25 protein-coding genes are annotated in these 25,646 nt (G+C 49.5%); 4 read left to right on the top strand and 21 right to left on the bottom strand.

Annotated features, from left to right (window positions below):
- Window positions 1–27: 27 nt before the first annotated feature.
- From fliD to IMCC21906_RS08660, 9 genes are all read right to left on the bottom strand, one after another.
- On the bottom strand, window positions 28–1,425 hold the full coding sequence (gene fliD / locus IMCC21906_RS08700) for a flagellar filament capping protein FliD (protein WP_047011842.1): 1,398 nt from the start codon (window positions 1,423–1,425) through the stop codon (window positions 28–30).
- Between the two features lie 117 nt (window positions 1,426–1,542).
- On the bottom strand, window positions 1,543–1,956 hold the full coding sequence (locus IMCC21906_RS16655; protein ID WP_082117420.1) for a flagellar protein FlaG: 414 nt from the start codon (window positions 1,954–1,956) through the stop codon (window positions 1,543–1,545).
- A 144-nt stretch (window positions 1,957–2,100) separates the two neighbouring features.
- Window positions 2,101–3,534 (bottom strand): flagellin, encoded by a 1,434-nt coding sequence (locus tag IMCC21906_RS17185; RefSeq protein WP_047011841.1) that lies wholly within the window; start codon window positions 3,532–3,534, stop codon window positions 2,101–2,103.
- A gap of 193 nt (window positions 3,535–3,727) precedes the next feature.
- Entirely contained in the window at window positions 3,728–4,597 is an 870-nt protein-coding gene (locus tag IMCC21906_RS08685; RefSeq protein ID WP_047011840.1) for an SDR family oxidoreductase, read from the bottom strand.
- A gap of 10 nt (window positions 4,598–4,607) precedes the next feature.
- Window positions 4,608–6,164, bottom strand: a complete 1,557-nt coding sequence (locus tag IMCC21906_RS08680; RefSeq protein WP_047011839.1) for an NAD(P)/FAD-dependent oxidoreductase — start codon at window positions 6,162–6,164, stop codon at window positions 4,608–4,610.
- A gap of 15 nt (window positions 6,165–6,179) precedes the next feature.
- Window positions 6,180–7,148: an alpha/beta fold hydrolase gene (locus IMCC21906_RS08675; RefSeq protein ID WP_047011838.1), complete on the bottom strand. Its 969-nt coding sequence runs from the start codon at window positions 7,146–7,148 to the stop codon at window positions 6,180–6,182.
- Between the two features lie 2 nt (window positions 7,149–7,150).
- Window positions 7,151–8,002, bottom strand: coding sequence for a metal-dependent hydrolase (locus tag IMCC21906_RS08670; protein WP_052763456.1), 852 nt, complete (start codon window positions 8,000–8,002; stop codon window positions 7,151–7,153).
- Between the two features lie 173 nt (window positions 8,003–8,175).
- Complete coding sequence (locus tag IMCC21906_RS08665; RefSeq protein ID WP_047011837.1) at window positions 8,176–8,853, bottom strand: START domain-containing protein; 678 nt, start codon at window positions 8,851–8,853, stop codon at window positions 8,176–8,178.
- 22 nt (window positions 8,854–8,875) lie between these two features.
- The gene (locus IMCC21906_RS08660; protein WP_047011836.1) at window positions 8,876–11,350 is read right to left on the bottom strand and encodes a TonB-dependent receptor; all 2,475 of its coding nucleotides are present in this window, start codon (window positions 11,348–11,350) and stop codon (window positions 8,876–8,878) included.
- A gap of 150 nt (window positions 11,351–11,500) precedes the next feature.
- Between IMCC21906_RS08660 and IMCC21906_RS08655 the strand changes: the two genes are divergently transcribed.
- The gene (locus tag IMCC21906_RS08655) at window positions 11,501–12,337 is read left to right on the top strand and encodes a MerR family transcriptional regulator (protein ID WP_197085879.1); all 837 of its coding nucleotides are present in this window, start codon (window positions 11,501–11,503) and stop codon (window positions 12,335–12,337) included.
- Window positions 12,338–12,363: 26 nt separating this feature from the next.
- On the opposite strand, the gene flgL is transcribed toward IMCC21906_RS08655, so the two are convergent.
- Genes flgL through flgB form a run of 11 tightly spaced genes read right to left on the bottom strand, consistent with a single transcriptional unit; the run spans window position 12,364 to window position 22,093 of the window.
- Window positions 12,364–13,551 (bottom strand): flagellar hook-associated protein FlgL, encoded by a 1,188-nt coding sequence (gene flgL, locus IMCC21906_RS08650; protein ID WP_047011835.1) that lies wholly within the window; start codon window positions 13,549–13,551, stop codon window positions 12,364–12,366.
- Between the two features lie 46 nt (window positions 13,552–13,597).
- Window positions 13,598–15,487 carry a flagellar hook-associated protein FlgK gene (gene flgK / locus IMCC21906_RS08645; protein ID WP_052763455.1) on the bottom strand — a complete coding sequence of 630 codons (1,890 nt, stop codon included), beginning with the start codon at window positions 15,485–15,487 and terminating at the stop codon, window positions 13,598–13,600.
- A gap of 10 nt (window positions 15,488–15,497) precedes the next feature.
- Window positions 15,498–15,905 (bottom strand): rod-binding protein, encoded by a 408-nt coding sequence (locus IMCC21906_RS08640; RefSeq protein WP_052763454.1) that lies wholly within the window; start codon window positions 15,903–15,905, stop codon window positions 15,498–15,500.
- Between the two features lie 2 nt (window positions 15,906–15,907).
- Window positions 15,908–17,041 (bottom strand): flagellar basal body P-ring protein FlgI, encoded by a 1,134-nt coding sequence (locus tag IMCC21906_RS08635; protein WP_369795742.1) that lies wholly within the window; start codon window positions 17,039–17,041, stop codon window positions 15,908–15,910.
- Between the two features lie 17 nt (window positions 17,042–17,058).
- Window positions 17,059–17,736 carry a flagellar basal body L-ring protein FlgH gene (flgH, locus tag IMCC21906_RS08630; protein WP_231580240.1) on the bottom strand — a complete coding sequence of 226 codons (678 nt, stop codon included), beginning with the start codon at window positions 17,734–17,736 and terminating at the stop codon, window positions 17,059–17,061.
- A 35-nt stretch (window positions 17,737–17,771) separates the two neighbouring features.
- Window positions 17,772–18,557 (bottom strand): flagellar basal-body rod protein FlgG, encoded by a 786-nt coding sequence (gene flgG / locus IMCC21906_RS08625; RefSeq protein ID WP_047011832.1) that lies wholly within the window; start codon window positions 18,555–18,557, stop codon window positions 17,772–17,774.
- 13 nt (window positions 18,558–18,570) lie between these two features.
- On the bottom strand, window positions 18,571–19,311 hold the full coding sequence (gene flgF, locus IMCC21906_RS08620; RefSeq protein WP_047011831.1) for a flagellar basal-body rod protein FlgF: 741 nt from the start codon (window positions 19,309–19,311) through the stop codon (window positions 18,571–18,573).
- A gap of 23 nt (window positions 19,312–19,334) precedes the next feature.
- Window positions 19,335–20,552 (bottom strand): flagellar hook protein FlgE, encoded by a 1,218-nt coding sequence (flgE, locus tag IMCC21906_RS08615; protein WP_047011830.1) that lies wholly within the window; start codon window positions 20,550–20,552, stop codon window positions 19,335–19,337.
- Between the two features lie 40 nt (window positions 20,553–20,592).
- Entirely contained in the window at window positions 20,593–21,255 is a 663-nt protein-coding gene (locus IMCC21906_RS08610) for a flagellar hook assembly protein FlgD (RefSeq protein WP_047011829.1), read from the bottom strand.
- A 10-nt stretch (window positions 21,256–21,265) separates the two neighbouring features.
- On the bottom strand, window positions 21,266–21,667 hold the full coding sequence (flgC, locus tag IMCC21906_RS08605; RefSeq protein ID WP_047011828.1) for a flagellar basal body rod protein FlgC: 402 nt from the start codon (window positions 21,665–21,667) through the stop codon (window positions 21,266–21,268).
- A gap of 3 nt (window positions 21,668–21,670) precedes the next feature.
- Entirely contained in the window at window positions 21,671–22,093 is a 423-nt protein-coding gene (flgB, locus tag IMCC21906_RS08600; RefSeq protein WP_047011827.1) for a flagellar basal body rod protein FlgB, read from the bottom strand.
- A 324-nt stretch (window positions 22,094–22,417) separates the two neighbouring features.
- On the opposite strand from flgB, the gene flgA reads away from it, so the two are divergent.
- From flgA to flgN, 3 genes are all read left to right on the top strand, one after another.
- Complete coding sequence (gene flgA / locus IMCC21906_RS08595; protein WP_052763453.1) at window positions 22,418–23,122, top strand: flagellar basal body P-ring formation chaperone FlgA; 705 nt, start codon at window positions 22,418–22,420, stop codon at window positions 23,120–23,122.
- A gap of 84 nt (window positions 23,123–23,206) precedes the next feature.
- Complete coding sequence (flgM, locus tag IMCC21906_RS08590) at window positions 23,207–23,503, top strand: flagellar biosynthesis anti-sigma factor FlgM (RefSeq protein WP_047011826.1); 297 nt, start codon at window positions 23,207–23,209, stop codon at window positions 23,501–23,503.
- Between the two features lies 1 nt (window position 23,504).
- On the top strand, window positions 23,505–23,912 hold the full coding sequence (flgN, locus tag IMCC21906_RS08585) for a flagellar export chaperone FlgN (RefSeq protein ID WP_047011825.1): 408 nt from the start codon (window positions 23,505–23,507) through the stop codon (window positions 23,910–23,912).
- 91 nt (window positions 23,913–24,003) lie between these two features.
- Here the strand turns inward: flgN and IMCC21906_RS08580 are convergent, their stop codons facing one another.
- A complete protein-coding gene (locus tag IMCC21906_RS08580; protein ID WP_047011824.1) occupies window positions 24,004–24,738 on the bottom strand; it encodes a spermidine synthase in 735 nt (244 codons plus the stop codon).
- Window positions 24,739–25,646: the final 908 nt, after the last annotated feature.

Raw genomic sequence — 25,646 nt, 5'->3', positions numbered from 1 at the left:
ACACGATAATCTCGGCACTAGACCTGATTACGAATTCTTTTGCGTGATACCTGGCAAATTAGCTAGCTGCTGGGTCAAAAATTCACCCGTACTGCTCAACTGACCAATCAGGCTATCCAAGGCCGAGAACTGAGCCGTATAACGAGCTTCAATGGTCGCTATACGCCGCTCTAATGCATCACGCTGATCGCCAATTCTTTCAATTTGACTCTCAAGGCCACCAGTACGGGTCGATAGCAGACCATTATTTTCTGTTAAGTTAGCTACCAAGCCATCAAGGCGTGTTGCATAACCACTGTCACCCGCAAAAATACTTGGAACGCTGTCAAAGTCTGTATCTAAAATTTGGTTTAGCTTGCCCGGGTCAATTTCTAAGCTGCCATTATCCGTAGTGGTGATACCCAGCTCCGCCAAGCTATCTACCTCTGAATCTGCACCAACGGTTACCGCGCTAATTTCTTGGCGCAGACGATTAGCTATATTTCGGGTGGTGGTATCACCCTGAAGTAAGCCTGCTGTGTTTGCTTCAGGGTCATAGGCAGTGAGGTCTTTAACAGTAGAGATCAAGGTATTGTAGTTTTCCACAAAGCTTTCTATCGCTTTACGTACACTACTGACATCTTTGCTTACCACCAGGTCAATTTTTTCGCCCGGTTTAGCTTCATTAAGATTAAGGGTAATACCTTGAATCATGCCGGTAATTTGATCGTTGGCGCTGGTTTGTGTGAAACCATCAACAATGACAATAGTATCTGTCGCCGCCGCTTTTTCTGTCATTGGGCTAGTTAAAGACTGAGGATCGAAAGCCAGTTGGCTCAGATCACCAGTATCTAAGGCATCAGGAAAAGCTGTCACAGTAAGCTGGTTTTCTAAGCCTGTTTTATCGGCGCTAAGCACCAGATGACTACCATCCTCGCCATTAACAATACTGGCAGTTACGCCAAAATTATCTTCGCTGTTATTGATCGCATCGCGGATTGCCGATAATGAATCTTCTCCTGATACAACAGCCACAGAGAAAGACTGGCCATTGGCTGCTATCTCTACGTTGCCGGTTCCCACAACAGAATCAGCATTGGCATAAGCTTGAGTAGCAATTTTGTGGCGGCTAGCTAACTGCTCCACCGATACAGCGTAATTTCCTGGTACAGCACTGGAATCGGCACTGGCAGTAAACACACTAGAATCCGACACCGTCGCGCTGCGTTTGGCAAAGGTCTCACTCTCTTTAAGCGTCGCCAGACTACCTTGAAATTCAGTGAGCGCAGATTTTAAAGTACCGTAGGCTGACATCCTTGCCTGAATCAGCGCTTCCTTGGCATCCAGGCGGTTTTGCTGTGGCGCTCGCTCGGCAGAAACCAACTGAGAAACAATACTGTTGATGTCTAGCCCAGAGCCAATACCTGACGCGGTTAATGATGCCATGATGTCTCCAGAAATTTACAACTCTTTCAAACAGTACTGCTTAGCAGCAATATTTACATTTCGTAAAAACCCGTACTCCCACACTGAGTCATCCATGTAGGGATAACATATTTCCAATCAAGCTTGTTCATCAATGAGGCTTCCAGTGCCTTCGATAAAGGTACGGATTACATTTAACAGTTCTTCAGGGGGAATCTGACGAATAACCTCGCCACTTTCCGCATGAATTACCTTAAGAATCGTTCGCCCAGTCGCATCATCAACAGAAAACTCCAGCTCTCGCTCTCTGTCCTTGAGAAATTCATTCAGCTTGGCTACCGCCTGTTCTGTTTTTTCAATGGAGTCTGCACGGCCAAATTCTGCAAGCAAAGCCAGCGCCATTCGACTATGGTCTGCGCTTTTAGTCTGTTGTTTTGGCAATTCAAGCTGGCTGGTAGCACTTAACTGCTGCGGTTTAATAAGATCATGCTTTGCTGCGGCCACCCCGACCGTATTGGCTGTAGTATTTGTGATATTGACATTACTGTTCATTTTTTCACCGCCTTGTCGGTATGGTTTTAGCTACCGACATACGCAAACAGCGGTAAGAGCTATAAGCCCCTACCGCCAGTTTCAAAACAGTTTGTTGAAGCTAATCAGTCTCGCAGCCCTGAGGGCTGCGAGACTTGTGTCAGCTTATTGCAGCAGACTGAGAACACTTTGCGGCAGGGAGTTAGCCTGAGCAAGAATCGCAGTACCCGCTTGTTGCAGGATTTGCGCCTTGGTCAGATTAGCTGTCTCAGCCGCGAAATCTGCATCCAAGATCCGTCCCCGTGAAGCTGACAGGTTTTCGGAAATGGTCTGCAAGTTAGTGATGGTTGACTCAAAGCGATTTTGAACCGCACCAAAGTCACTACGCAGATTACTGACCGAGGTCAAAGCAGCATCAACACGCTGAATAGCGTCGTTTGCGCTATCTACATCGCCAACACTTGCAGAAGCCAAGGTATCGCTACCCAGCGCAACGGTACCCGCAGAGAAGCCCGTGGTGCCTGGCGCAGTACCGCCAACAGTGATGGCCTCAGAAGCAGATAAGGTGATTTCACCGTAGTTAGTCGAGTCGCTAACACCACCTGCTGTGTCACCCGCCAGAGTCTCATCAATCTGAATGGTACGGCCATCTTCAGCAGTCAACACAATGTCGCTGCCGCTTACTTCAGCGGTCACACCCAGCTCGGCTGACTTGGCATTAATGGCCGCGGCAACAGTTCCGATATCCAGAGTTGAACCGACAACTGCGGTGTCATAAATATCTGTGTCGTTAATTTTTAAGCTGTAGGTACCTGCACCACCCGCACTGGTCACATCAGTAAAAGCGATAGTAGCTTCAGTACTAGCCAGTGCAGACAAACCTGAAATACCGGCAGCATTAATCGCTTCAGCCTTGGCATAAGCACTGGAAGCGGCTTGTCCGCCTTCAGTCAGAGTTGCATCAATCCCTTTTGAGCCCGCTGCTGAGGCGCCCACGGTGACAGCGGCTGCGTCACCCACTGCCAAAGTCAGACCGCCAGAAACCAATGCGCCAGCTGTGACGGTGTTAGTTTGGCTGGCCACCTGACCAATCTGGCTGGATTTAACCCCGCTGTTTAAGTTAACAGAGATGGTTTCACCCACGTTTGCGCCAACCTGGAAGGTCGCTGTACCAAAGCTGCCGTCGAGAATCTTGGTGCCGTTGAATGAGGTTTGACCTCCGATACGATCAATCTCAGCCAGGCGTTGTTGAACTTCTGCGTCCAAAGCGGCGCGATCAGATGCAGAGTAAGTAGAGTTAGCAGACTGCACCGCTAGTTCACGAATACGTTGCAGGTTATTGGTAATTTCATCCAGAGCGGCTTCACCTGTTTGTGCCAGCGAGATACCGTCGTTGGCATTACGCACAGCTTGGTTCAAACCGTTGATCTGGGTAGTGAAGCGTGTAGAAATTGCCAGACCCGCTGCATCGTCTTTCGCACTGTTAATGCGCAAACCGGTGGACAGGCGCTGTAGTGAGGTATTTAACGTTTCTTGTGAGCGCGACAGGTTACGCTGTGCGTTCAAAGAAGCGACGTTGGTGTTAATGCTAAGTGCCATGGTGTTTCTCCTAATCTCTTTGAGATAAAGACTATCGTCTTCTAGTTAAGCATCAGCCGTTTGGCCTTATTGCGCTTTCAAACTATGTATCGGAGTCTTAGGAAAAACCTTTAAAACTTTTTCGTTAGTAGATGTACCTATCAAGGTAGTTGTTATTCTTCAAAGCCGCCAGGCATGCTATTTTAACAAGGAATTAAGAGGCTTTAACCGCATTGCGCCGCTTTGCATCCAGCTTTTTTAAGATACGGCGCGAGCCAAAATTAACCAGTGGCAATAGTATGCGGTCATAGGAGCCCGGAAACAGCCGTTGGATCAAGTCCAATAATTTCGCATCACTGCCAATTAACAAACGACGCTTATTTTTACTGATGCTACGGAGAATTGCTTTTGCCGCCTGCTGCGGGCTGGTCTTGGCAATGGCATTAAACAGCTCTGCTGTACGCTCAACATCACCACTACTGCTGGTCATAGCATCAAAGTGGCGACCATTATTGGCAATATTGGTTTGGATGCCACCAGGATGAACCGTCAGTACCTTAACATGGCTGTCCCTAAGATCTTGACGCAGAGACTCTGAATAGCCTCTTACCGCAAATTTGGCCGCGTTATAAGCCGACTGCGATGGCACCGATAGCAAACCAAATAAGCTGGAGATATTCACGATATAGGCTTCAGGGCGTGCCATTAAGCTCGGCAGAAATGCTTCCGTACCATTAATGACGCCCCAGTAATTAATATTAAAAAGCCACTCCATTTGCTCCCGAGCTTGTCGTGCAGCATGACTGCTCAAGGCAACCCCGGCATTATTGATAATAATATCTACGCCACCAAAATAATGCTCGGCCTCCATTTGCCATGCTGTTACTGCCTGCTGGTCTGCCACATCAACTATGGACAGTAACAAGCGAGCCTCTGGTGCCTTGCCACGTAAATATTCTAAGCCCTGCTTATCGACATCTGACGCTGCCACAGAAGCACCCATTAACAACAACTCTTCCACCAAAGCGCGACCAATTCCTGACCCAGCCCCGGTAACTGCAACAATTTTATTGTTTACTTTCATTTCATTCGCCTCAGGACGCCAACACTTGTTCGTCTGATGTTTCCAATTGATCCGGCTCGACCTTGAACGCATAGTAATCGGCAAAGGTGAATTTCTTGGTCATCAGGCGATAACGCCAAGAAAAACTGGGCCACAGCGTTGTATTCTTACCACTTGGGGTGAGATACCAGCTGTTGCAGCCAGAGGTCCAAGTCGTCCCCTCCATTTTAGCTTGCAAGTCATCATTAAAGCGGCGCTGCACATCTTTGCGCAGATCTAAGTAATGCTCAGGCTGTCGCCGTAAACGTTTCAGATATTTCAGCGCGTAATGTATTTGTGACTCAATATAATAAATCACCGAGGTATTTCCCGGACCAGTATTCGGCCCCATCATATACAGCATATTTGGATAGCCACTGACGGTCATACCTTTATAAGCTTCGGAGCCTTCAGCCCAATCGTCATTGAGATTTCGCCCCGCCATGCCATAAACCGGCATTGGCGACCCTGCTACCGGCACTTTAAAGCCCGTTGCCAAGACGATGGCATCCAACTCATGATGCTGGCCATTGGCATCGACAACACCGGTTTCATCTATGTGGCTGATGCCACTGTCTATAAGACTCACATTCGGCTTTTGCAGGGCCGGATAGTAGTCGTCTGACAGCAAGACCCGCTTACACCCCATAGAATAACTGGGCGTCAGCTTCTCTCTCAAAACAGGGTCTTTAATTACCTTACGCAAATGCGAACGACCGACTTTTTCAAAAATCCGGGTTAAAAAACTGTCCCATAAAAATCCGAGTACTACCGACTCGGCAATACTATATTGCACCCCGCGGGAAAGACGCTGAAGAAAGGGAAAACGACGAAAGCGACGTGCTTCAGATGGTTTAATTTTCTTATCAAACTTGGGCATAACCCAAGGGGGGGTACGCTGGAACACCGCCAACGAGTCAGCCGTTTTTTGCAGCTCGGGAATGGCCTGAATCGCACTTGCCCCAGTACCAATAACGGCAATTCGCTTGCCGTTTGGCTTGAACTCTGCATCCCATTCAGCGGTATGCATTAAGCGGCCTTTAAAGTCTTGCAAGCCTTTAATATTAGGATACTGAGGGATATTTAATGCGCCTATGGCCATCACCACACTCCGAGCTAGCTGGCGGCGACCCTCGGTAAACTCAATAATCCATAATCCTCTTTCCTCATCAAAGCGCATGCTGTTTAACTCATGGCCATAACAGAGTTTATCTTTCAGATTATGTTTACGTGTGCAATATTGTAAATAGCTGTAAATCTCTTGCTGAGGACTAAATCGCCGCCCCCAGTCAGGATTCGGTTCAAAAGAAAATGAGTACAAGTGAGACGGCACATCACAGGCCGCACCTGGGTAAATATTATCTCGCCAGACTCCACCAACATCGTCGGCTTTTTCAAAAATCAGAAAATCCTGCAAACCCTGTTGCTGCATCCGAATAGCGAGGCCAATCCCGCCAAAGCCCGCGCCAATAATAGCTGTTTCTATAATATCGGTGTTATCGACTGCTTCAGCCGGGGGAGTATGTTTTTTATCAACTGCGCTATTCATGTCCATCTCGCTTAATTATTTGAGACTTTGCCAGAATTCTTTCAGTATTTTCGCTGTCAATCCCGGAGACTCCAGCATAGGCAAATGGCCAATATTGGCTAAAATCCGAGACCGAGCATGGGGAATTTGCTGGCGAAAAGCCCCGACACAGCTAACATCTAATACCCGGTCTTCACTACCCCATAAAATAAGGGTGGGAACGGAAACATTCTTTAAGTTATTGAAAACATGCTGCTGGGAGACAATTAATAAACTGAATAAATAATCATTGACGGGTTTACGGTGACTCATCTCCCCCGCCAACACCCAACTAAGAAAAGCCGCCAAAGCCCGGTGGCCCTTATATAAACAAATCGCAAAAACCATGGCCGCGTCTTTTCGGCTCCCAGGTGCTAAGGGATTAACGCCATCAAGCAGACTGCTTTCCAGTAAGCTACTGCGCTCGGCAGACACCCCCGCCGCATTCATTAAGGTAAGACTGGCAATTTTTTCCGGCTGATTGACTGCAAGCAAGGCGGCTATTGCCCCTCCCATTGAGCTACCAACCACATGACATTTTTTTATATCTTGCTGCTCTATAAAATCCGCCAAACGCTCAGCCTGAGCCGCAAGAGAATAGTCGGCCCCAAAATGGAAATCACTGCAGCCAAAACCGGGGAGATCGGGGATCACAATCCGGCAGTGAGCAAATTTGCTTGCCACAAAAGCCCAATTCTCTTTGCTTGAGCCAAAACCATGCAATAACAACACAGTTTCTTCGGCACTGCCTGCTTGCCAAAAACAAATTCGATGATCATCCAGCTGGGCATACTCTGTACGACACGCCGCTTGAAACCCCATAATTGGCTGCATGTAGCGCCATAAAGAGCGTCGTAAAGGCCGCCAAGCGTTTAACACCCCATCATCAAATTGAGACAACGCGGATTGAGAAAACAAGGCATTCATTTCCTCAAAGTTGACAGTCTTACTCGCTTGCAGAGGCATGTTCACGCCCCTGCCTCGGCAGTAGAATAACTCCGAACGGTCTCTGCAAGTCCATCCAGCTCTTGCAGATATTGGCTATTGTCATGGTCCCAGGGGTGAAACCCCGGCTTAAAATAATCAAGCCAGTCGGGAATGGTTTTTCGTAACGAGCCCACAGGTCCCCAAAGAAACTTCATGGCCTTCCACCAGCCTTTAATGCTGAAAAGCTCGCCTTCCCGCCGCACCATATCAATATGCATAGGCAGCACCATCGCCCAAAATACTGTCGTCACTGAAATCAGTGCAAAGCAGCGATGAAGATACGCACCCAACCCCTTGCCAACGGTTGCCTGATACACATCATAAGCCACCGCTTTATGCTCGGTTTCTTCCAGCGCATGCCAACGCCAGATCGCCGCAAAACGCGGGTCGGATTCTTCCAGCATTTTAGGCTCGGTTAATAACTGGTGGGCCAAAATAGCCGTGAGATGCTCTAGCGCAATAGTCGTCGCCAGTTGCATTTTTTTGGGTAGAAAACGTCGCATGGTGTTAAGTAGGCCCAAAATAATAGCGCTATATCGCTTAACTGGAATCCCGCGGTCTTCAAGTGCTTCGTTGTAATCTTCATGCTCGCGACCATGCATTGCTTCCTGACCAATAAACCCCCGCACTGCCAACTTCAACTCAGGGTCTTCAATTTGATCACGATAATTGCGGACGCTATCAATAAAAAACCGCTCGCCATCAGGAAAGAATACCGATAGCGCATTGTAAAAATGACTGACATGCACACCTTCCACATGCCAATCATGAATACGGTGAGCAGGTAAATGGAATGTTAGATTTCGATGAACTGGACGAATCGCAGTAGACATTGAGCGCCTCCCAAATAAACCACTTATTTATGTAACATCATTTAATGTCAAATACTAAATACAACATCATTTGATGTAAAGTTAATTTTTGTAAATATTTTGACTTAGGCAAAATTTACTAAGAGTATTTATTTTTATTTTAAATAACAGTGACTTAAAAATTTTCGTGCGACTCAAAAGGGATCAAAATGACGATATTCTGGCCGCAAAACCTGTTTTTGTAAGCCCTGCAATGTTTCAAAAGGATTATCAACAATTAAAGAATTTACCAAGCTGGCGGGTAATCTCCCGGCAGGGTCCATGTGCAGCTGAAAGCGCACTTTGCTTTTAGCATTAGAAATTGGCGTTAATTCAAAAAAACCCTGTAAGCGTTCAATGCGTCGCAAATCATCGTTGTTGGGTACAGCCACTTGCTGAGCATCGGGCAGTTCACTTAATGGCACCGCTGTCAGCGCAACGGTGACCACCCCAGTTACCGGATCTTGTGAAATATCATTGCGCAGTAGCATATCTCTGTCACTCGCAGGCCACGGAAAATCATTTACGAGATATTGATAACGCTCTAACAGGCTGGGTTTGTATATTAATTTGGCCACACTGCAATTATGCATCCACTTGCAAAACCCTTCCGTATCGTCCAACACGGCCATGAGCGAATTTAACCCGGCGGCTATTTCGATATCACCGCGGAATTCACGAATATCGGAACCTGGTACCTCACGGGTATATACCGAGATACCCGAGGCTTGCTTTTTAAGCTCCCAGTTTTCGTTCGCTGAAATGATGCTTGCATATTGCATCAGCACAAACACCGCAAGTAATCGACCAGCAACCCTGACTATCAGATTCATCGTTAACCTCCCCTTCTCCAGCTCAAAGCCGATAATTAAACTGCAATGCAATCGTGCGGGGCGGCTCAACAAACGCCGTATGGCTGGTCACACCAAATAAGGTTTTTGACAACGGTGTATCCGCAACATACACAATCACCGCTTCATCGGTCAGGTTTTTGCCTACCAGCGACAACTCCCAGCTGCGATCAATAGCGCCAATTCCCAAACGGCCATTGAGTTTTGCAAAGCCATCTTGCTCTACCCGGGGATCTAAGTTTGACGAGGGGTTGTAGTTATCAGAGAAGACCACATCCAACTGCGCACCAAAACCCAAGCTCTCGGTAAGGGGGGCTTTTAAGCCCATCAAAAATGTGCCTGACCAGTCCGAAACATATTGGTTGGTTTTACCGGTGTAATCACAGTCCCGGCCATTAGCGGCATCGGGGATTTGATCTTGAATACATTGACCGTTACTAAAATCAGTAAATTCAAAATCCAATAAGGCTAGAGCACCACCAAGCATAAAGTAGTCCGTAATCTGCCAGCGACCATCCAGTTCAATACCTTGAGTCACCGCTTCTTTGGCATTACCAACTTTAAAGCCCACGGTGCCGTCAAAAAGGCTGACCTGCAGATCTTCATAAATGGTGTAAAAATAGGCGAGATTCAATTCGGCAGCACCGTCTAGCAAACCGGTTTTAAATCCTGCCTCAAAACTGGTGGCCACTTCTTCGTCGTATTCAAAAGTACCAATCAGGGCAATTTGGTTGGCCACTGTGGCGCCGGGGTTTCTTACCACCAGCTCATCACTGGGAGACGCGTTTGAACGAGCATCGAAGCCGCCGGCTTTTACCCCCTGCGTGGCGGTAAAATAAGCCATGCCATCGGCGGAATAATCCCATTGAATATTGATTAAAGGTGAAAAGTGGGTCTCACTACGAGACCCCTGCAAATCGTGACGTTCGGCTGCAAACGTAATCGCGGCAACAGTATCCACCTCACCTACGGGCAGTACATTACCGTCTAAATCTGCGTAATCCAGCTTGCGGCGTCCGGTTTTCTTTTCGTACGTAAGGCGACCACCCAGGGTCAACCGAAAATCATCTCGCAGGTTAAAGGTAGACTGAAGAAAGGCCGAAGCAATATCGGATTCACTGTAGAAATCTCGGGGGGCGGTAATATCAGCAATCGCATTACCGGCATCACCCACGCCAAGCACCTCTTCTGGTGATAAGCCACCGGCTAGCGGATCGAGGTCGCCACGCATACCCAGCTCGAGATAATCAAGAGCATTTATCAACTGAACCACGACATCAGAGTCTTGAATTAAAACATCTTCAAAGTGCAGCTCATTATGTTGAAGATAGATACCGCCAATATATTCAACGGCTTCCCCGCCAGGAGAAACCCAACGAAGCTCCTGGCTAAATTGATCGTAATTCTCTTTTAAGCCAAATTTGAAAAGCTCAGCCGCAGTGGCATCACAATCGCAGAGATCATCGTATTTGTAGTGCAAGTAACCACTAATTGAAGTAATTGTGTGGCCACTATCGCTTTCCCAAACGGCGTTTACCGTAAGGTTTTGGGTATCGTTATTGCTGTAGTTGCCGTTAGTCGAATGCACATAATCTTGGGTGGTATTAGTAACCGAGTCGTCAGTGTCCAAGTTCACAAAGGGAGGCAAAAAGGTTCTATCCAAAATTTCCGCCTGGGTTCGACCCGCCAGTACGGGGTTACTCGAAGTAGACGGTTCATTGTTGATAATTTCCGCTTGGCGACCCAAGGAGTCAAAGGAACCCAACTCCAGTTTTACGTTAATGGTGGTTTGATCATTGGCCAGCCACTGCAGCTTGCCTCTAAACGTCGCTTGATCATACTGGGGCACATCCAAACTCAAAAATGGATCTTCCACATAGCCCCCGGTATCCCTAACCCGGCCCGCAAAACGAAACCCCACCGTATCTGTCACCGGCCCAGATAACATCAAATCAAAAACACGCTCATCGTATTCTGGCTCGTACAAGGCAGAAATCAGTCCTTCAAACTCATCAGATGGACTTGCGGTAACAATATTAACGGCCCCGGCAATGCTGTTTTTACCGTGAAGAATATTCTGCGGTCCTCGCAACACTTCTACCCGAGCCAAATCCAGAAAAGGTGCCCGGGCAAGCTGCGCCCGACCGTAGTAAATACCATCAACATACATCCCTACTGACTGCTCAAAACCTTGGTTCATACCAGTACCAATGCCGCGGATAAAAATATCTGTACTGATACCACTTTCGGTTACCGTCAAATTTGGGACATAGGCTTGAAGGTCCTCCATGCGGTTAATGCCCGCTTCCATCATTTTCTCACCCGACATGGCGCTGACAGATACCGGCACATCTTGCAGGTTCTGCTCACGAACTTGGGCGGTTACTACCACCTCCTCAAGCTTTGCAGCATTTGCTAAAGTTGCAGCCAAGGACGAAGATACCAATAGCACTGCCGGAAATAAGGTGGACTTTCTCATACGAACACATCTCAACTATCGTGTTATTATTATCTGACACTGTACGATGTAACATAAACGCCTGACGTGTTCATTGTCAACATGATAGAAGCAATTTAGTAGATCAGCACTCAAAAATCTTTTTATAGTCAGGTATAGGACGTAAGCAATATGAAGTTTCCAGAGGACACTATCTCTAACATGGCCCAATATCTGCCAAATTCGACAGAACTTGGCTCTGATGAGAGCAGTGATACCGGCAAGGAATACAGTGTTGAAGAATTGGCCTTGGCCGCCAATACCACGGTAAGAAATATTCGTGCCTATCAGGATCGGGGCGTCCTCCCCCCTCCAAGCCTGAGAGGCCGCAAAGGTATCTACAACAATAGCCACTTATCGCGGCTAACCCTTATCTCAAATTTACTGGATCGAGGCTACACCCTGACCAGCATCCGAGAATTGCTGTCGGCCATCGAAAAAGGGGTTGGCCTAAGCGAAGTCTTGGGCATGGAGACGGCATTGAGCTCACCTTGGACCAATGAGCAACCCATCACCGTTCCCATGACCCAACTGATCTCAATGTTTGGCACCCGGCTCACCCCCAGTGCCATTAAAACGGCATCGGACCTGGGGCTATTTTCCCTGAGTGGCACCAAAGTGCGAGTCTCCAGCATGAGCACCCTCAACGTTGCCGCTGAACTTTGTAAAACAGGCATTCCCCTGGAAGAGCTGCTAAGTATCTTACGAATGATGCGAGGCAATGTAGAGCGAGTAGCAAATGAGTTTGTGAAGTTAATCTCTCACCACGTGCTAGAACCTTACGGCGATCAAACGCTACCGCCGAAAGAAGAATTTCCAAAAATCGCCGAGCTGGTTTGGCGTATGCGGCCGATGGCAGAGATAGTGGTAGACGCAGAGTTAGGACGGGCAATGGAGATTGCCGCCAGCCGTTTTCTTGCCGATCGCCTAGAAAACATCATGGAGCACATGGCACCGCCAGAGAAATAGTGCATAGGCTTTGAAAACTCAAGGCTTTATAGATAACTGAATAACGACAAGCCCTGCACCTTGGCAAAAGCCTGCTGAGCCGCCTGCAAACCCAACAACTGCTGGTTCATACGGCTAATGCCCTCGGCGTAATCCAGTGCGGTGAGATCACTGAGACTTTGTTGTAGCTGAATTTCAGCGCCGGCGTTGGTGTCCATTTGTTGTTCCAGCGACTGCATTCTTGCCCCGACCCCGGCCTGCTTGTCCACCATGTGATCAATAGAACGATCCAACCAAGCTATAGCCGTGTCTATTTTTGCTTTTAGAGCTTCCCGCTCTTCTGCCGCATTAATAGGTTGAGACAGCGTTGCCGCTAACGATGACAAAGAAGCAAACACATCCACTGGCTGCCGACTGTTAAGGGTTATTTCGGTGCCACTTAACGGCGTACCCAGCAGCGTCACGTCTACGCCACCGATCTGGATGCTGTCGCCGTTTTGATAGCTATTGGTAGACAATACATTACCGGCAGCATCAACAACTTGATATTCATCTGCCTGGGTAAACGCGATGGTGACGGTGTCACCAGCAAACTGATTTAACTGGGCTAAGGTCGTTGCGGACAAGGCAACGCCATTACTCTCACCTTGAGCCAGACGATAACTACTGGCGTTACTTGCCACTTGCATAAACACCTTGGAGCCAGGGTCGCCATCGGCGATCTTTGCCGCTGGACCAATTTGCAGTGCTCGCTGGCCATCGTCACCCCGGTACACAACCTCACCATTCACAAGGTCAAAGGGTCTATCCCCTTGAGAATGACCTCCAAAAATATAATTACCCGAAGGGTCTTGGGTATTGGCATAACCCAGCAACATATCCAGCTGTTGTGACACTTCACTGGCAATCGCTGCCCGAGACTCATTGCTTTGGGTCGCATTATTGGCCTGCAAAGCAAGCTCTCTGACCCGCTGCAAAATATCCACACTGTTGGCCAACATCCCCTCTTCTAAGCTCAGGCGGCTGTCCAAAATATTGGCATTGCGTTGAAACTGTTGGGTGCGCTCCAAGGAGCGGTTCAGTTCCAGCCCACGCACGCTGCCCACCGGGTCATCTGATGGCGATAGAATTTTATTTCCGGTCGCCACTTGCTCCTGGGTTTTTGCCAGCTTCGCTTGCTGCTCCAGCATGCTGCTGAGGCCATTCGCAAAAATCTGTCCGGTGGAAATTCTCATAGTCAGTTACTCTTCATTTCGCTACGTCATCACGTCGTAGATCGCCTTAGCGAAAGGCCGACATCAAAGCCTGAAACATATCATTGGCAGTACTGGTAGCTTTAGCTGCGGCTTGATAGGCCTGTTGATATTTGAGTAGATTGGCCGCCTCTTCATCCAGGTTCACCCCAGAAACTTCTTGCTGACGAGCCTGGGTTTGGCTCAGCAAATTCTCTTGCGACTGTCTATTCACCTCAGCACTGCGGGTCGCTACCGCCACATCGCCAACCAAACCGCTGAGAGCATCTTGAATGCTTGTTGTGCCGCCATTAAGAATGGCTTGGGATTCTGTCGTGGCCAGTTTCAGAGCATTGCGATTATCGGCAACACCACCGTAATTGGCCTCAATATAAAAGCGGTCCCCAGACGCCGGATTGCCAGAAATAACAACGCGACTGCCGTTAAGCTCAATGGCTTCACCCGCCGTATAAGTAAAATTACCCGTGCCGTTAATTTGGTAGCTGCCGGTTGATGTAAAGCTAATCTCCACATTGCTCAGCAAGTTAGGATCTGTCGCATCGACAATGTCAGTTTCAGAGATACTGCCACCACCAAGATTGTTGCCATCGGTGCGACTGCGGCTTGCCGCTGCGGCAGCCACCAGTGCTGGGTCAGTTAACGCCACTCGTAAGCCCGTTGCTGCATCGGCAGTGGGGCGAAGTAAAAATTCATCCCCCGCCTGCGGACTGCCATTAACCACCACATTCACGCCATTAATAACAAAGGGATTAGACGCACTGCCCATGCCATTAATACCACTGATGGGAACGCTGCTACCTTGGGAATAAAACTGCCAATCACTGCCATCAAACCGCAGCCGAACATTATCGCCGCCAAGTTGAGACACATCACTGATTTGCGCATCTAAGCTTGCGCTGCCCTGATTACTGCTGGACCGGTATACCTGAGGGTCTGCTAACTGGAAGATGTCTTGTCCCAGATTGCCATTTAAATCTAAACCCGCACGATTTTGTTGGTTGAGGGTATCCGCAACAGAAATGGTAATCCGGCCCAACTCCCCCTGAGCCTCAGCCAAAATACCATCTCGAAAAGACAGCACACCGCCCAATACCCCGCCGCCAACAATGTCAGAAATAATCGGACTGCTATTGCTTTTTTGCATTGCTAATTCGATGCGACCCGGCTCAAACTGACTGGCAACCGCCGTCAGTTTGGTGGTTTTTTCCCCGAGCACCAGCGATTCACCATTAGAAATAAAAACATTCACCGCGCCATCGTCTTGGGCCACGGTTTTAATACCAATCAGCTCATTCAGTTTCAGCAGGGTTTGATCCCGTTGATCCATTAAGTCGTTGGCTGCGGTGCCAAACTGACCCTGACCTTCTACAATCAAACGATTAAGTTCTGCAAGCTGCCCGGTCAAATCATTCACCTCGGCCACCGAGCTGGAGATTCGCAGATTGACTTCTTTATTCAAGGTTGCCATTTGTGAATCTAAACCGGCAATCCGCCCAGTCAAGCTATTGGCCTCGGCCAACATCAACTGTCGAGACGACATTGAACCGGGATCATCGGCCACATCTTGAATACTGTTATAAAAACGTGACAATGACGCGCTGAGGCCAATATCCGGGTCGGCAATCACATTATCCAGTTGTACCGAGAGCTGATAATAACTGTCGAGCTGATTAAAACCGGCGGTGGCATCACGCAATTGACTGGCAGCAAATTCATCATAAACCCGCCGTACTGAAGACACATTGACCCCTGAGCCAATTGTCAGGCTGCCGAGTTGCTCCGGGCTGCGGGTGGCAAAATCCACCCGTTGACGGCTATAGCCCTCAGTATCGGCATTGGCAATATTGTGGCTGGTTGTTGCCATGGCTCGCTGATACGAAACCAGCGCCGACAACGCATTACCTAACATATCACCCATAACAAACCTCTTACTTTAGTGCCGACATATCGGCAGATTGGGTGTATTCCTGAATACGGGATTGTCGCAGTTGCATTCGCAGCGCTTCGGCACTGGCGTCAGCCGTGGTCGAATCATTGCCGCCATCTTGCTGGGCAATCTGGCTGGCAATCACCTCTGCCAAACCAATACCGCCCCCATCAGCCACCGACACCGACAACTGGCTGTCCAACATATCCATGTACATTTTTTGACTGGAATCAGAAAACAAACCACCTTCTGGCACAGCAGCGCGCATGCTCTTTAACATCATTTGCACAAACAGTGCTTCAAACTGACGGGCTACCGGTAACGCGGCCTCCTCAGGGCTTTGACCTGCCTCTTTTTTAAGGGCTGTTAAACCAGAGAAGTCGTGATAGTTACTGGGCTTTACGTCCATGATCAGATCACCACCAGCTCGGCGCGCAAGGCACCCGCCTGATCCAGCGCTTCTAATATCGCCACTAAATCGCCAGGAGCTGCCCCCACCGAATTAATGGCTTTAACAATTTCTTCTAAGGTGACGCCGGCATCCAACAGAAACATGCGCGATCCCGTTTCAGTCACATCAATGCGCGATTCTGGCGTCACTACCGTCTGGCCACCACGATTAAATGCACCAGGCTGACTGACATTGACACTCTCGGAGATCGACACCGTCAGCGAGCCATGGGTGACAGCCGCAGGCATAACCCGAACATTGCCACCAATCACAATGGTGCCAGTGCGGGAGTTAACCACCACCCGGGCACCCGCTTCTGCAGGTGTAATCTCTAGGCTTTCGAGCATAGAAATAAACGTCACACTGCGGTCAGCATTGCTCGGCCCCAACACTTTTACGCTGGCAGCATCCATTGCGCTGGCAGTGCCAGGACCAAACGTAGTATTAATTTGTTCGGCAAGGCGCCGAGCCGTGGTGAAATCAGGCTTATTTAAGTTCAGCATAACTTCACCGTTAGACGCCATAACACTCGGCGCAGCACGCTCAACCGTGGCACCATTGGGAATACGTCCTGCGCTGGGAATATTTACCGTTACCCGAGAACCATCATTACCTGAAGCACCCAGCCCCCCCACTAGCAAGCTACCCTGAGCAATGGCGTACACTTGACCATCGGCCCCCATCAACGGTGCCATTAACAAGCTGCCGCCTCTTAAGCTCGCCGCATTACCAATGGATGACACCGTAACGTCAATCGTTTGTCCGGGTTTAGAGAAAGCTGGTAAATCGGCATGTATCGTCACCGCCGCCACGTTTTTCAGCTGGGGATTAACGTTATCTGGCACCCGAATACCAAAGCCGGTGAGCATGTTCCGAATACTTTGAATAGTAAATGGCGCTTGGCTGGTTTGGTCACCCGTACCACTCAAGCCCACGACCAAGCCGTAGCCTACCAACTGATTGTCACGCACGCCGGCAACACTCACCAGGTCTTTAACCCGCTCTGCCCTTGCGGGCTGATTAACCGCGATAAGCAACATCGAAACCATCAGGGCCGACAACATCGTTTTGCAAATGGCCTGTGAACGCTTCATCAACATATCCAGCCCCTTTAAAATGGTGATAACACAGATTGGAATAAGCGCCCTAGCCAACCCATTGAATTAGCGTCGGCCAGAGCACCCTTGCCGCTATAGGCAATTCTGGCATCGGCCACTTTGTATGACGGCAAGGTATTGTCGGCACCAATATCTTCCGGCCGGACAATACCTTGCAAGCGGATAAACTCCTCACCCTGATTAATAGTGACCCACTTTTCACCCCGTACCCGCAAACTGCCATTGGCCAACACTTCTGACACGGTTACGGTAATGCTGCCGGTAAGGCTATTACTTTGGGAACTGGTACCCTGCCCCGAGAAATCCTGATCGGAATTGACCCCGGTCGTTAAAATCGGAACCCCCTCATGGGTAACTCCCCGCCCGAGTACCGTAACCCCAGGAATCGCAATATTGCTCTCTTTGGCGGTAGCCGTACTGGAAGATTTACTGGCGTCGGTTTTCTCTTGCAGGGTCACAGTAATGATGTCGCCAACCTGCCGGGCCCGACGATCAAGAAACAGGCTCATGCCATAATTCGGCCGATACACCGCACCTGCCGTTGCTGCAGGCATAGGCTCCACAGGAACCGCCGCCGACTCCCACTGGGGGCCACCTTTCGCGGCAGGGTTTTGAGCACATGCACCCAGTAATGCCATTAGCATTAACACGGTCAGACTTTTTCGCTTCATTACATTCATTACTCGTGTCCCATGCCAAGACGCTGTTACATATTGTTATTCACGTACTGCATCATTTGATCGCTGGTGGCGATGGCTTTGGAATTCATCTCATACGCCCGCTGGGTTTCGATCATATTGACCAGCTCTTCCACCACATTCACGTTTGACCCTTCCAGCGCGCCCTGAGCAATACTGCCCATGCCTGTCAGTCCCGGTGTCCCGGTTTGGGGAGAGCCACTCGAGGCTGATTCCAGATAAAGATTCTCACCCCGCGCCTGAAGACCCGCCGGATTAACAAAATCGGCAAGCTGAATACTGCCTACCTGAATGGGAGACGGGTCACCAGGCAACTGCGCACTCACCACCCCATCACTGCCCACTGTGACACTCAAGGTTCCCTGGGGAACAGAAATACCCGGCTCAACAATATTGCCGCTATTGGTGACCAGTTGACCCTGATCATCTAATTGAAACGCGCCATCACGGGTATACGCCATGGTGCCGTCGGGCATACGAATTTGGAAAAAACCCCGTCCTTGAACCGCCATATCCAGTGAATTTCCGGTTTGATTCATGCTGCCCTGCTGATGGATTTTTTCAGTGGACACCACCCTGACCCCGGTACCAACGTTCATACCACTGGGGGAGCGCGTTTGTTGCGATGTTTGGCCGCCGACCTGACGCTGGTTTTGATATAACAGGTCTTCGAAAGAGGCTCGGTCACGCTTAAATCCAGTGGTATTGGCGTTGGCCAAGTTGTTACTGGTCACCTGCATGCGGGTCTGTTGTGCATCCAAACCGGTTTTAGCTACCCAAAGAGATGAGTTCATTGTTTAAATCCTCTTATTCAATTCGCATCAGGCGGCCGCCTGCTTCATCAAGTTTCTCAGCGGTGTTCATGACCTTAACCTGCATTTCAAACTGTCTGGCCAGCGCGATCATATTCACCATCGCGTCCACCGAGTTCACATTTGATGACTCCAAATTACCGGAACTAATCCGGACATCTGCCGAGGTTTCGGCCTGACCGCCGTCTTTCAATCGCAGCAAGCCATCGTCACCTTTTTGCAGCTGAGCGGGGTCGGCATTGACCAATCGAATGCGGTCAACAATCACCTGGGATTCTGGACCTTGTCCCAACGGCACAATTGACACCGTGCCGTCATCGCCAATGCTAAGACTTTGATGCTCGGGAATAGCAACCGGGCCGCCATCGCCAAGCACCGCTAATCCTGCACCGTTAATCAACATACCGTCGCTGGTCAGACTGAAATCGCCGCGCCGACTATAGGCCTCGCTACCATCGGCAGCCTGCACCGCAAACCAGCCTTCACCACGAATCGCCACATCTAAATCGCGGCCAGTGCTCATTACTGCGCCAGGGCTGAAGTCGGTTTGGGTGCCCGCGGATACCACATTGGCCCGGGTTTCCATGCCCGGTCCACTGATGGTTTCGGCGATCAGACTTTGAAAATCACCGCGAAATCCTGCCGTGCTCATATTGGCAAGATTATTGGCGTTGTTGGTCTGGGCCATCTGCGTGTGTTTAGCACCCGTCATGCCAAGAAAAACCAGTCTGTCCATAATGCAACCTCAGCCTTTATTGATTAGCGAATATTAATAATCGCTTGGGTGAGCTGATCAGAAGTGGAGATCATTTGGGTATTGGCCTGGAAGTTACGCTGAGCGGTAATCATCTCGACTAACTGTGCAGTCAGATCCACATTCGAGCCTTCGAGGGCGCCCGCCTGCAGCAAGCCAAAATTAGAACTTCCAGCTTCACCCAAACGCGGGCCGCCGGAAGCAGTGGTTTCCGCCCAGGAAGTATCCCCCTTTTGCTGCAAACCATTGGGGTTTGCAAAAATCGCCATGGCAACTTTTCCCAGCTGGCTAGACTGGCCATTGGAAAACCGGGCAGACACAACCCCGTTATCACTGACAGCAACTCCCGTCATCCGTCCAGTGGTATAACCATCTTGCTGCAAACTATTGATACCAAACTCCTGGCCATATTGGGTGGTCTTGCTGTAATCAAAACTCAAGTTCAAATCAGCCGCGCCAGTACCGGGATCATAGGCCGGATAAGTTACTAAACCCAACTCGGGAGACATCAGCTCACCAGCACTGTTAAAGCTCAAAGAGTTAGCTTCCCCCACCGGGTTATCGTTCACATACAGGTATTGATTCCAGTTATTGGCCGACGCATCTTTAACAAAATACATTGTTGCGGTATGCGAGGTGCCAAGGGAGTCATAAATCGTCATGGAGGTCGCATGGTTATAACTCGATGACAAAGAGGGGTCGAAATCCGCCGTCGAGGGTACTGGAGCATTAGCAGGCAAGTTCAAACCAATTTCGGTGCTGCTGGTTTGCTGGGGAGGGTTTTCGGTGATTTGCAATTTCAGATCTGCCAGCGAACCTGCGGCAAAAGTGCCGTCGGCAGAAGCCGGAAATACCTGTAATTTCTCCAGGTTGTTATTCACCACATAGCCTTCACGGTCCACACTAAACGAGCCCGCTCGGGTATACGTTGTTCCTTTGGGGCCCTCCATAGTGAAAAATCCTTCGCCACTAATCGCTAAATCGAGGTTATTGCCAGTGAAATTAACTCCGCCTTGAGAAAAGGTCTGGTTAATCGCATCCAATCGCACCCCTGTTCCAGGGGTGGTCGCGGCAATATCATTGTTTGAGCTTGCGTACACATCGGCAAAAGATGCGCGGGAGCTCTTAAACCCGGTGGTATTTACGTTAGCAATATTCTGAGCGGTAATATCCAAGCGGCTGGACGCCGCGTTTAATCCACTCAGTGCGATACGAAAGCTCATAAGGTAACTCCTGCTACTAAACTAAGCGATCCCACCGGGATCATCGAATTTCCACAACTTGAGACAGCGCCACGCTGCCCAAGCCATCGAGTTGTAATTGTGCGCTGCCGCCATGGCTGGGCACGCTCACACTATCTACCGACGCATTCACCTGCGTGGCCACTGCCTCAACGGTATTGCCGTTGCGGTAAGAAGCTTGCAAAGTGTATTTACCGGGGGGCAGGCGGTCACCACTCAGGCCAACGCCATTCCAATCAAAGTTCACTTCTCCAGCGCGCTGTGGCCCCAGGGACATTTTGCCTACCACTTCACCGCTGGGCGCCAGCACCTCAACATTCACCGCCGTGCTACTGACTGGTAACGATAACTGACCACTGACATTGCCAGACGTGGGCAAGGCAATTTGATCTGAGTTGATCAGCACTTCTTTGCCTATTAGTGAAGACGCCTCCAACAACTGTGCGGAATAAAGAGACTCGGTTAGTGTCGCAAGATTGGCGTTCATTTCGCTGATCCCACTCACTGAGGTCAACTGAGCCATCTGGCTGATAAACTCGGTGTTATCGGTAGGTTTAAAAGGGTCCTGACTTTTTAGCTGCTGGAGCATCAGCTTCATAAAATCCTGCTGATCCAGCGAGCTGGCATCTTTTTTTGCCGGCGTGGCCGTGGCTTGCTGTAAATCACTAATCGTTCGCAATTCCATCACTCAGCTCCTAGTTTTGACCGAGCTGCAGCGTGCGCAGCATTAATGTTTTGGTTGTAGAAAACACATCTGCATTATTCTGATAGGCCCGTGAAGCAGAAATCATATTGGCCATTTCTTCAACCGTGTTCACATTAGAACCGTAGACGTAGCCCTGCTCATCGGCCATCGGGTTACCGGGTTCATAGCGTTTTGGAATGGGGGCATCGCTTTCGACTACACCGCTTACCGCAACGGCCGTCATCGCTTGTTGCTGGTCCATTACCGCTGAAAAAACCGGTTGTTTAGCCCGGTAGGCTTCAGCCTCGCTACTGCTCAAACTGTCGGCATTCGCCAAGTTACTGGCGGTGGTATTCAGCCGCAGCATTTGCGCGCTCATTGCCGAAGCGGCAACATCAAGAGGATTTGCCATGGCTTAACGCCCTCCCTGTAAAATGGACTTCAAACTGCTAAAACGGCTTCCTAAAAACTGTAAGGTGCTTTGGTAGCGCAAGGCGTTGTCGGCAAACTCGGCTTGCTCGACATGCGCTTCCACCGTATTGCCATCAAGTGAAGACTGTTTAGGTATGCGGTACATCAATTGCTCGTCTGCCATATTCGGATTCAAACCACCTACCGGACCGAGCTGCTGATGACCAGCGTGGGTCTGCTGCACAGAAAGTTGAGCTGGCGGAGTAGCCGCGGCCTGTCCCAGTACAGCGCGAAAATCGATATCCCTGGCCTTGTATCCCGGCGTCTCTGCATTGGCAATATTGCTTGCCAAAACCTCGTTGCGCCGCTCCCTGACATATAAAGCCTGTTCGTGTATGCCTAGAGCTTTGTCAAAATTTATTGCCATTGAAATACCATTAAAGTTTTACCCGTTGCTGTCGATATACCTTGTAAGGTCGATTTATTATCACAGCGTCTTGCTTTATCTAATGCGAGGCAAAGGCCGTGCCATATTTTTTAGTTGTTATTTTTCAATAACTTAAACAACAACACACTTCGTAGTGCCAAAAAAACGGCAGACCTTTTCCGCTTGAGCGGCAATCCTTCGTCGCAGCTAATTTGTATCGTTTTTATCTGTAAAAAATAAATTTCTTGCTATGGCATAGCTATTGCTACTTCTACCATAGAGAGCATTCAGTGACGGTTTTTTGGCGCAGCTTGGTAAGTAACGATGAGGCTTAAGAAAATTTATTTATGGTTAATCGCCGCAGCTATCGCAACGAGCATCGCGGGGCCTGCACAAGCAGAGCGTGAAAGCACTGCCCGTATCGTCGCGACGGCGAAAGCGTATATAGCCGCTCGTCACCCATGGCGTGATATGGAAACCAGCGTCACAACTAAAAAACTTGATCCACGCAGTCGCCTGGAAAAATGCCAGGGGCCACTAGAAGCCTTTTTGCCACCGGGCGGTCGCATTAAACAAAGAACCACCGTGGGCGTACGCTGTAGCAGCGGCAAACCCTGGAAAATTTATGTGCCGGTTAATATCGCCGCCTACGCCAAGGTTATGGTGAGCCGGCACCCCATTGCACCGGGACGCCCTATCAGCGCCGCTGATATCAGCTGGAGCAAACGGGATATTGCCACCTTAGGTTATGGCTATTTACGTTCACTGGAAGGTGCCGGCGGTTATCGAGCCCGTTACAGCATCGCTCAAGGGGCGGTTATTACCCCAAATATGGTAGAAGCCGACAGCGTTATTCAAAAAGGCCAGCAAGTGCATCTCAGTAGCTTGGCCGGGAGTGTCAAAGTCAGCATGGCGGGTATTGCTCTGCAAAATGGCGCGCTGGGTGGCCGTATTCGAGTGAAGAATCTCAGCTCAGGAAAGCAGTTAGAAGGCATTGTAGAATCGGATCACAGTGTGCTGATTCAATAGGTACAAACACGCAGAAAAAACCTAAAGTTTTCGGCCCCGGAGTCGATAATAAAGGCAAAGCGATACGCTTAAAGGACAAAAATCATGATCTATCGTGTTGATGGGCCCTCGCAAGGCCAAACTAACAGCTTAGGCAGCAGCCGCAGTACGGACAAATCCCCGTCAAGCAAGGCTACGACTGAGGTCACAAACAGCCCAACCAAATCCACAGTGGATACACCATTGTTGGCCAGCGCCCAAACTGCAGTTAATGCCAGTGACGGTGTTGATCGGCAAAAAGTCGACGCCATTAAAAACGCTATTCGCAATGGCGAATTTACGGTGGATGCCAATCGCGTGGCAGCAGCCTTTGTCGATTTAGAAATGTTGACAGGAAGTTAATATGAAGCTTCAAGACTGCCTACAGTCCATTGCCGAATGCAGCGCCGCACTGGAACTGATCTTGATTGACGAAGGTGAACTTGTTGCCAACGCTCCCGACCATGAACTACTGCATGAGTTTGCCGAAAAGAAAACCGAGCTAAGTCAGAAAATTAACGACCTGGCATTATGGCGGAAGCGGTATTTGGCAGAACAAAACCTTGAAGACCCAGGTTTACCTGAAGATATAGAACGCTGCTTACAACGCTGCCAAAAACTCAACCAGCAAGCGGGCGCCTCTATTAATACCCAACTGCGTTATACCAAACGCGCACTAGAGGTATTGGGTATGGGTGACGACAATCCCGTCTACAATGCCCGGGGCGACAGCCACAGCACGGCCTCAACCCACGCGATAGCCAAAGCCTAACGCGCGACCTTCTATAAACGCTCAGTTCTCAAGCAGCGCTTTTAAGCTGGCCAAATCAGCTGCTACGGCCTGCCTGTCTTCTGCAAATTCTTTATCCGACAGCCCCGCCTTTCACACAAACGTATACCGAGTTGGTCGATTCACAGTTTTGGAAAGGGTTATAAAACGACACCACATGTGAATCAACCTTGGCAAACACCGTTTTCAGCAAGGCTTCAAACCCCTCATCCGGTAGGTTTTGTGACCACATCGCAAACACACCATTGGGTTTAAGTTGCTGTGCCATCAAAGCCAAGTTATCAGTGCTATAAAAACAGGCATTGGCGGCGTTTAAAAATTCTGTGGGCGAATGGTCAATATCCAACAAAATGGCATCCACTTTTTTGCCGTTGCTGTCAGGATCAAAGCCCCTATCCGGAGCCGTGGCCAAATCAAAGAAACTGCCAAGCACATAGCGATTACGCTCATCCGCGTTAAGTATTTTTCCCAGCGGTACTAACTCATCTTTATGCCAACCGATAACCGCATCCAAGGCATCAACCACCAGCAATTCGTTAATGCGCGGATCGTTTAATGCCGCCACAGCGGTATACCCCAAACCTAAGCCACCGACCACTACACTGAGATGCTCGCCCTGCACTGCTGCCAGGCCCAAGGTAGCCAAGGCCTCTTCCGCCTCGACAAACATGCTCGACATTAAAAACTCGTCGCCCAGCTTTACCTCATAAATATCTCTGTCGCCAAGTATTGGCATGCGCCGCTTGCGCAACGATATCTCCCCTAAAGATGAGGACTGGCTATCTATTTCTTCAAATAACAACGACATAAAATGTGTCCTATCGGTATTACAAATACCGTTAACGATGCCAAGCTCCAGTGTAAACCCAAGCAAAGCGTTTTCTCATAATCCAGCGGTTTCTGGATACCGGCTCAAGGCCGGTATGACGGTTTAGATACATCATCGTCACCCCTGACCCAGTCAAACCTCCAACCCTACCGTCATCCCGGACGCGATTAGCGATCCGGGATCCAGCTCCCCAACACCAAACTCACTCAAAGCCTTTATTCACAGCACGGCGGTCTCTGAATACCGGCTCAAGGCCGGTATGACGGCTTAGATATATCATCGTCATTCCTGACCCAGTCAAACCCCCAACCCTACCGTCATCCCGGACGCGTTTAGCGAGCCGGGATCCAGCTCCCCAACACAAACTTACTCAAGGCCTTTATTCATAGCACGGCGGTCTCTGGATACCGGCTCAGGGCCGGTATGACGGTTTAGATACATCATCGTCACCCCTGACCCAGTCAAACCTCCAACCCTACCGTCATCCCGGACGCGATTAGCGATCCGGGATCCAGCTCCCCAACACCAAACTCACTCAAAGCCTTTATTCACAGCACGGCGGTCTCTGAATACCGGCTCAAGGCCGGTATGACGGTTTAGATACATCATCGTCACCCCTGACCCAGTCAACCCCCCAACCCTATCGTCATCCCGGACGCGATTAGCGATCCGGGATCCAGCTCCCAAATACAAAATCACCCAAGGCCTTTATTCATAGCACGGCGGTCTCTGGATACCGGCTCAAGGCCGGTATGACAGCTTATCAATATTTATAAGCATCGCACTGTTATGCCTAGCGCAATAAAACGTCAAACCATCACCTCTCCATTCAGCACCCCAAACCTGACGTGACCCCTGACCCAGTCAAACCCCCAACCCTACCGTCA

Source organism: Spongiibacter sp. IMCC21906 (genome assembly GCF_001010805.1).
In the GTDB taxonomy this organism is placed as follows: domain Bacteria; phylum Pseudomonadota; class Gammaproteobacteria; order Pseudomonadales; family Spongiibacteraceae; genus Spongiibacter.
The sequence above is the reverse complement of the archived record's forward strand: the minus strand, read 5'-3'. Positions and strand labels throughout refer to the sequence as shown.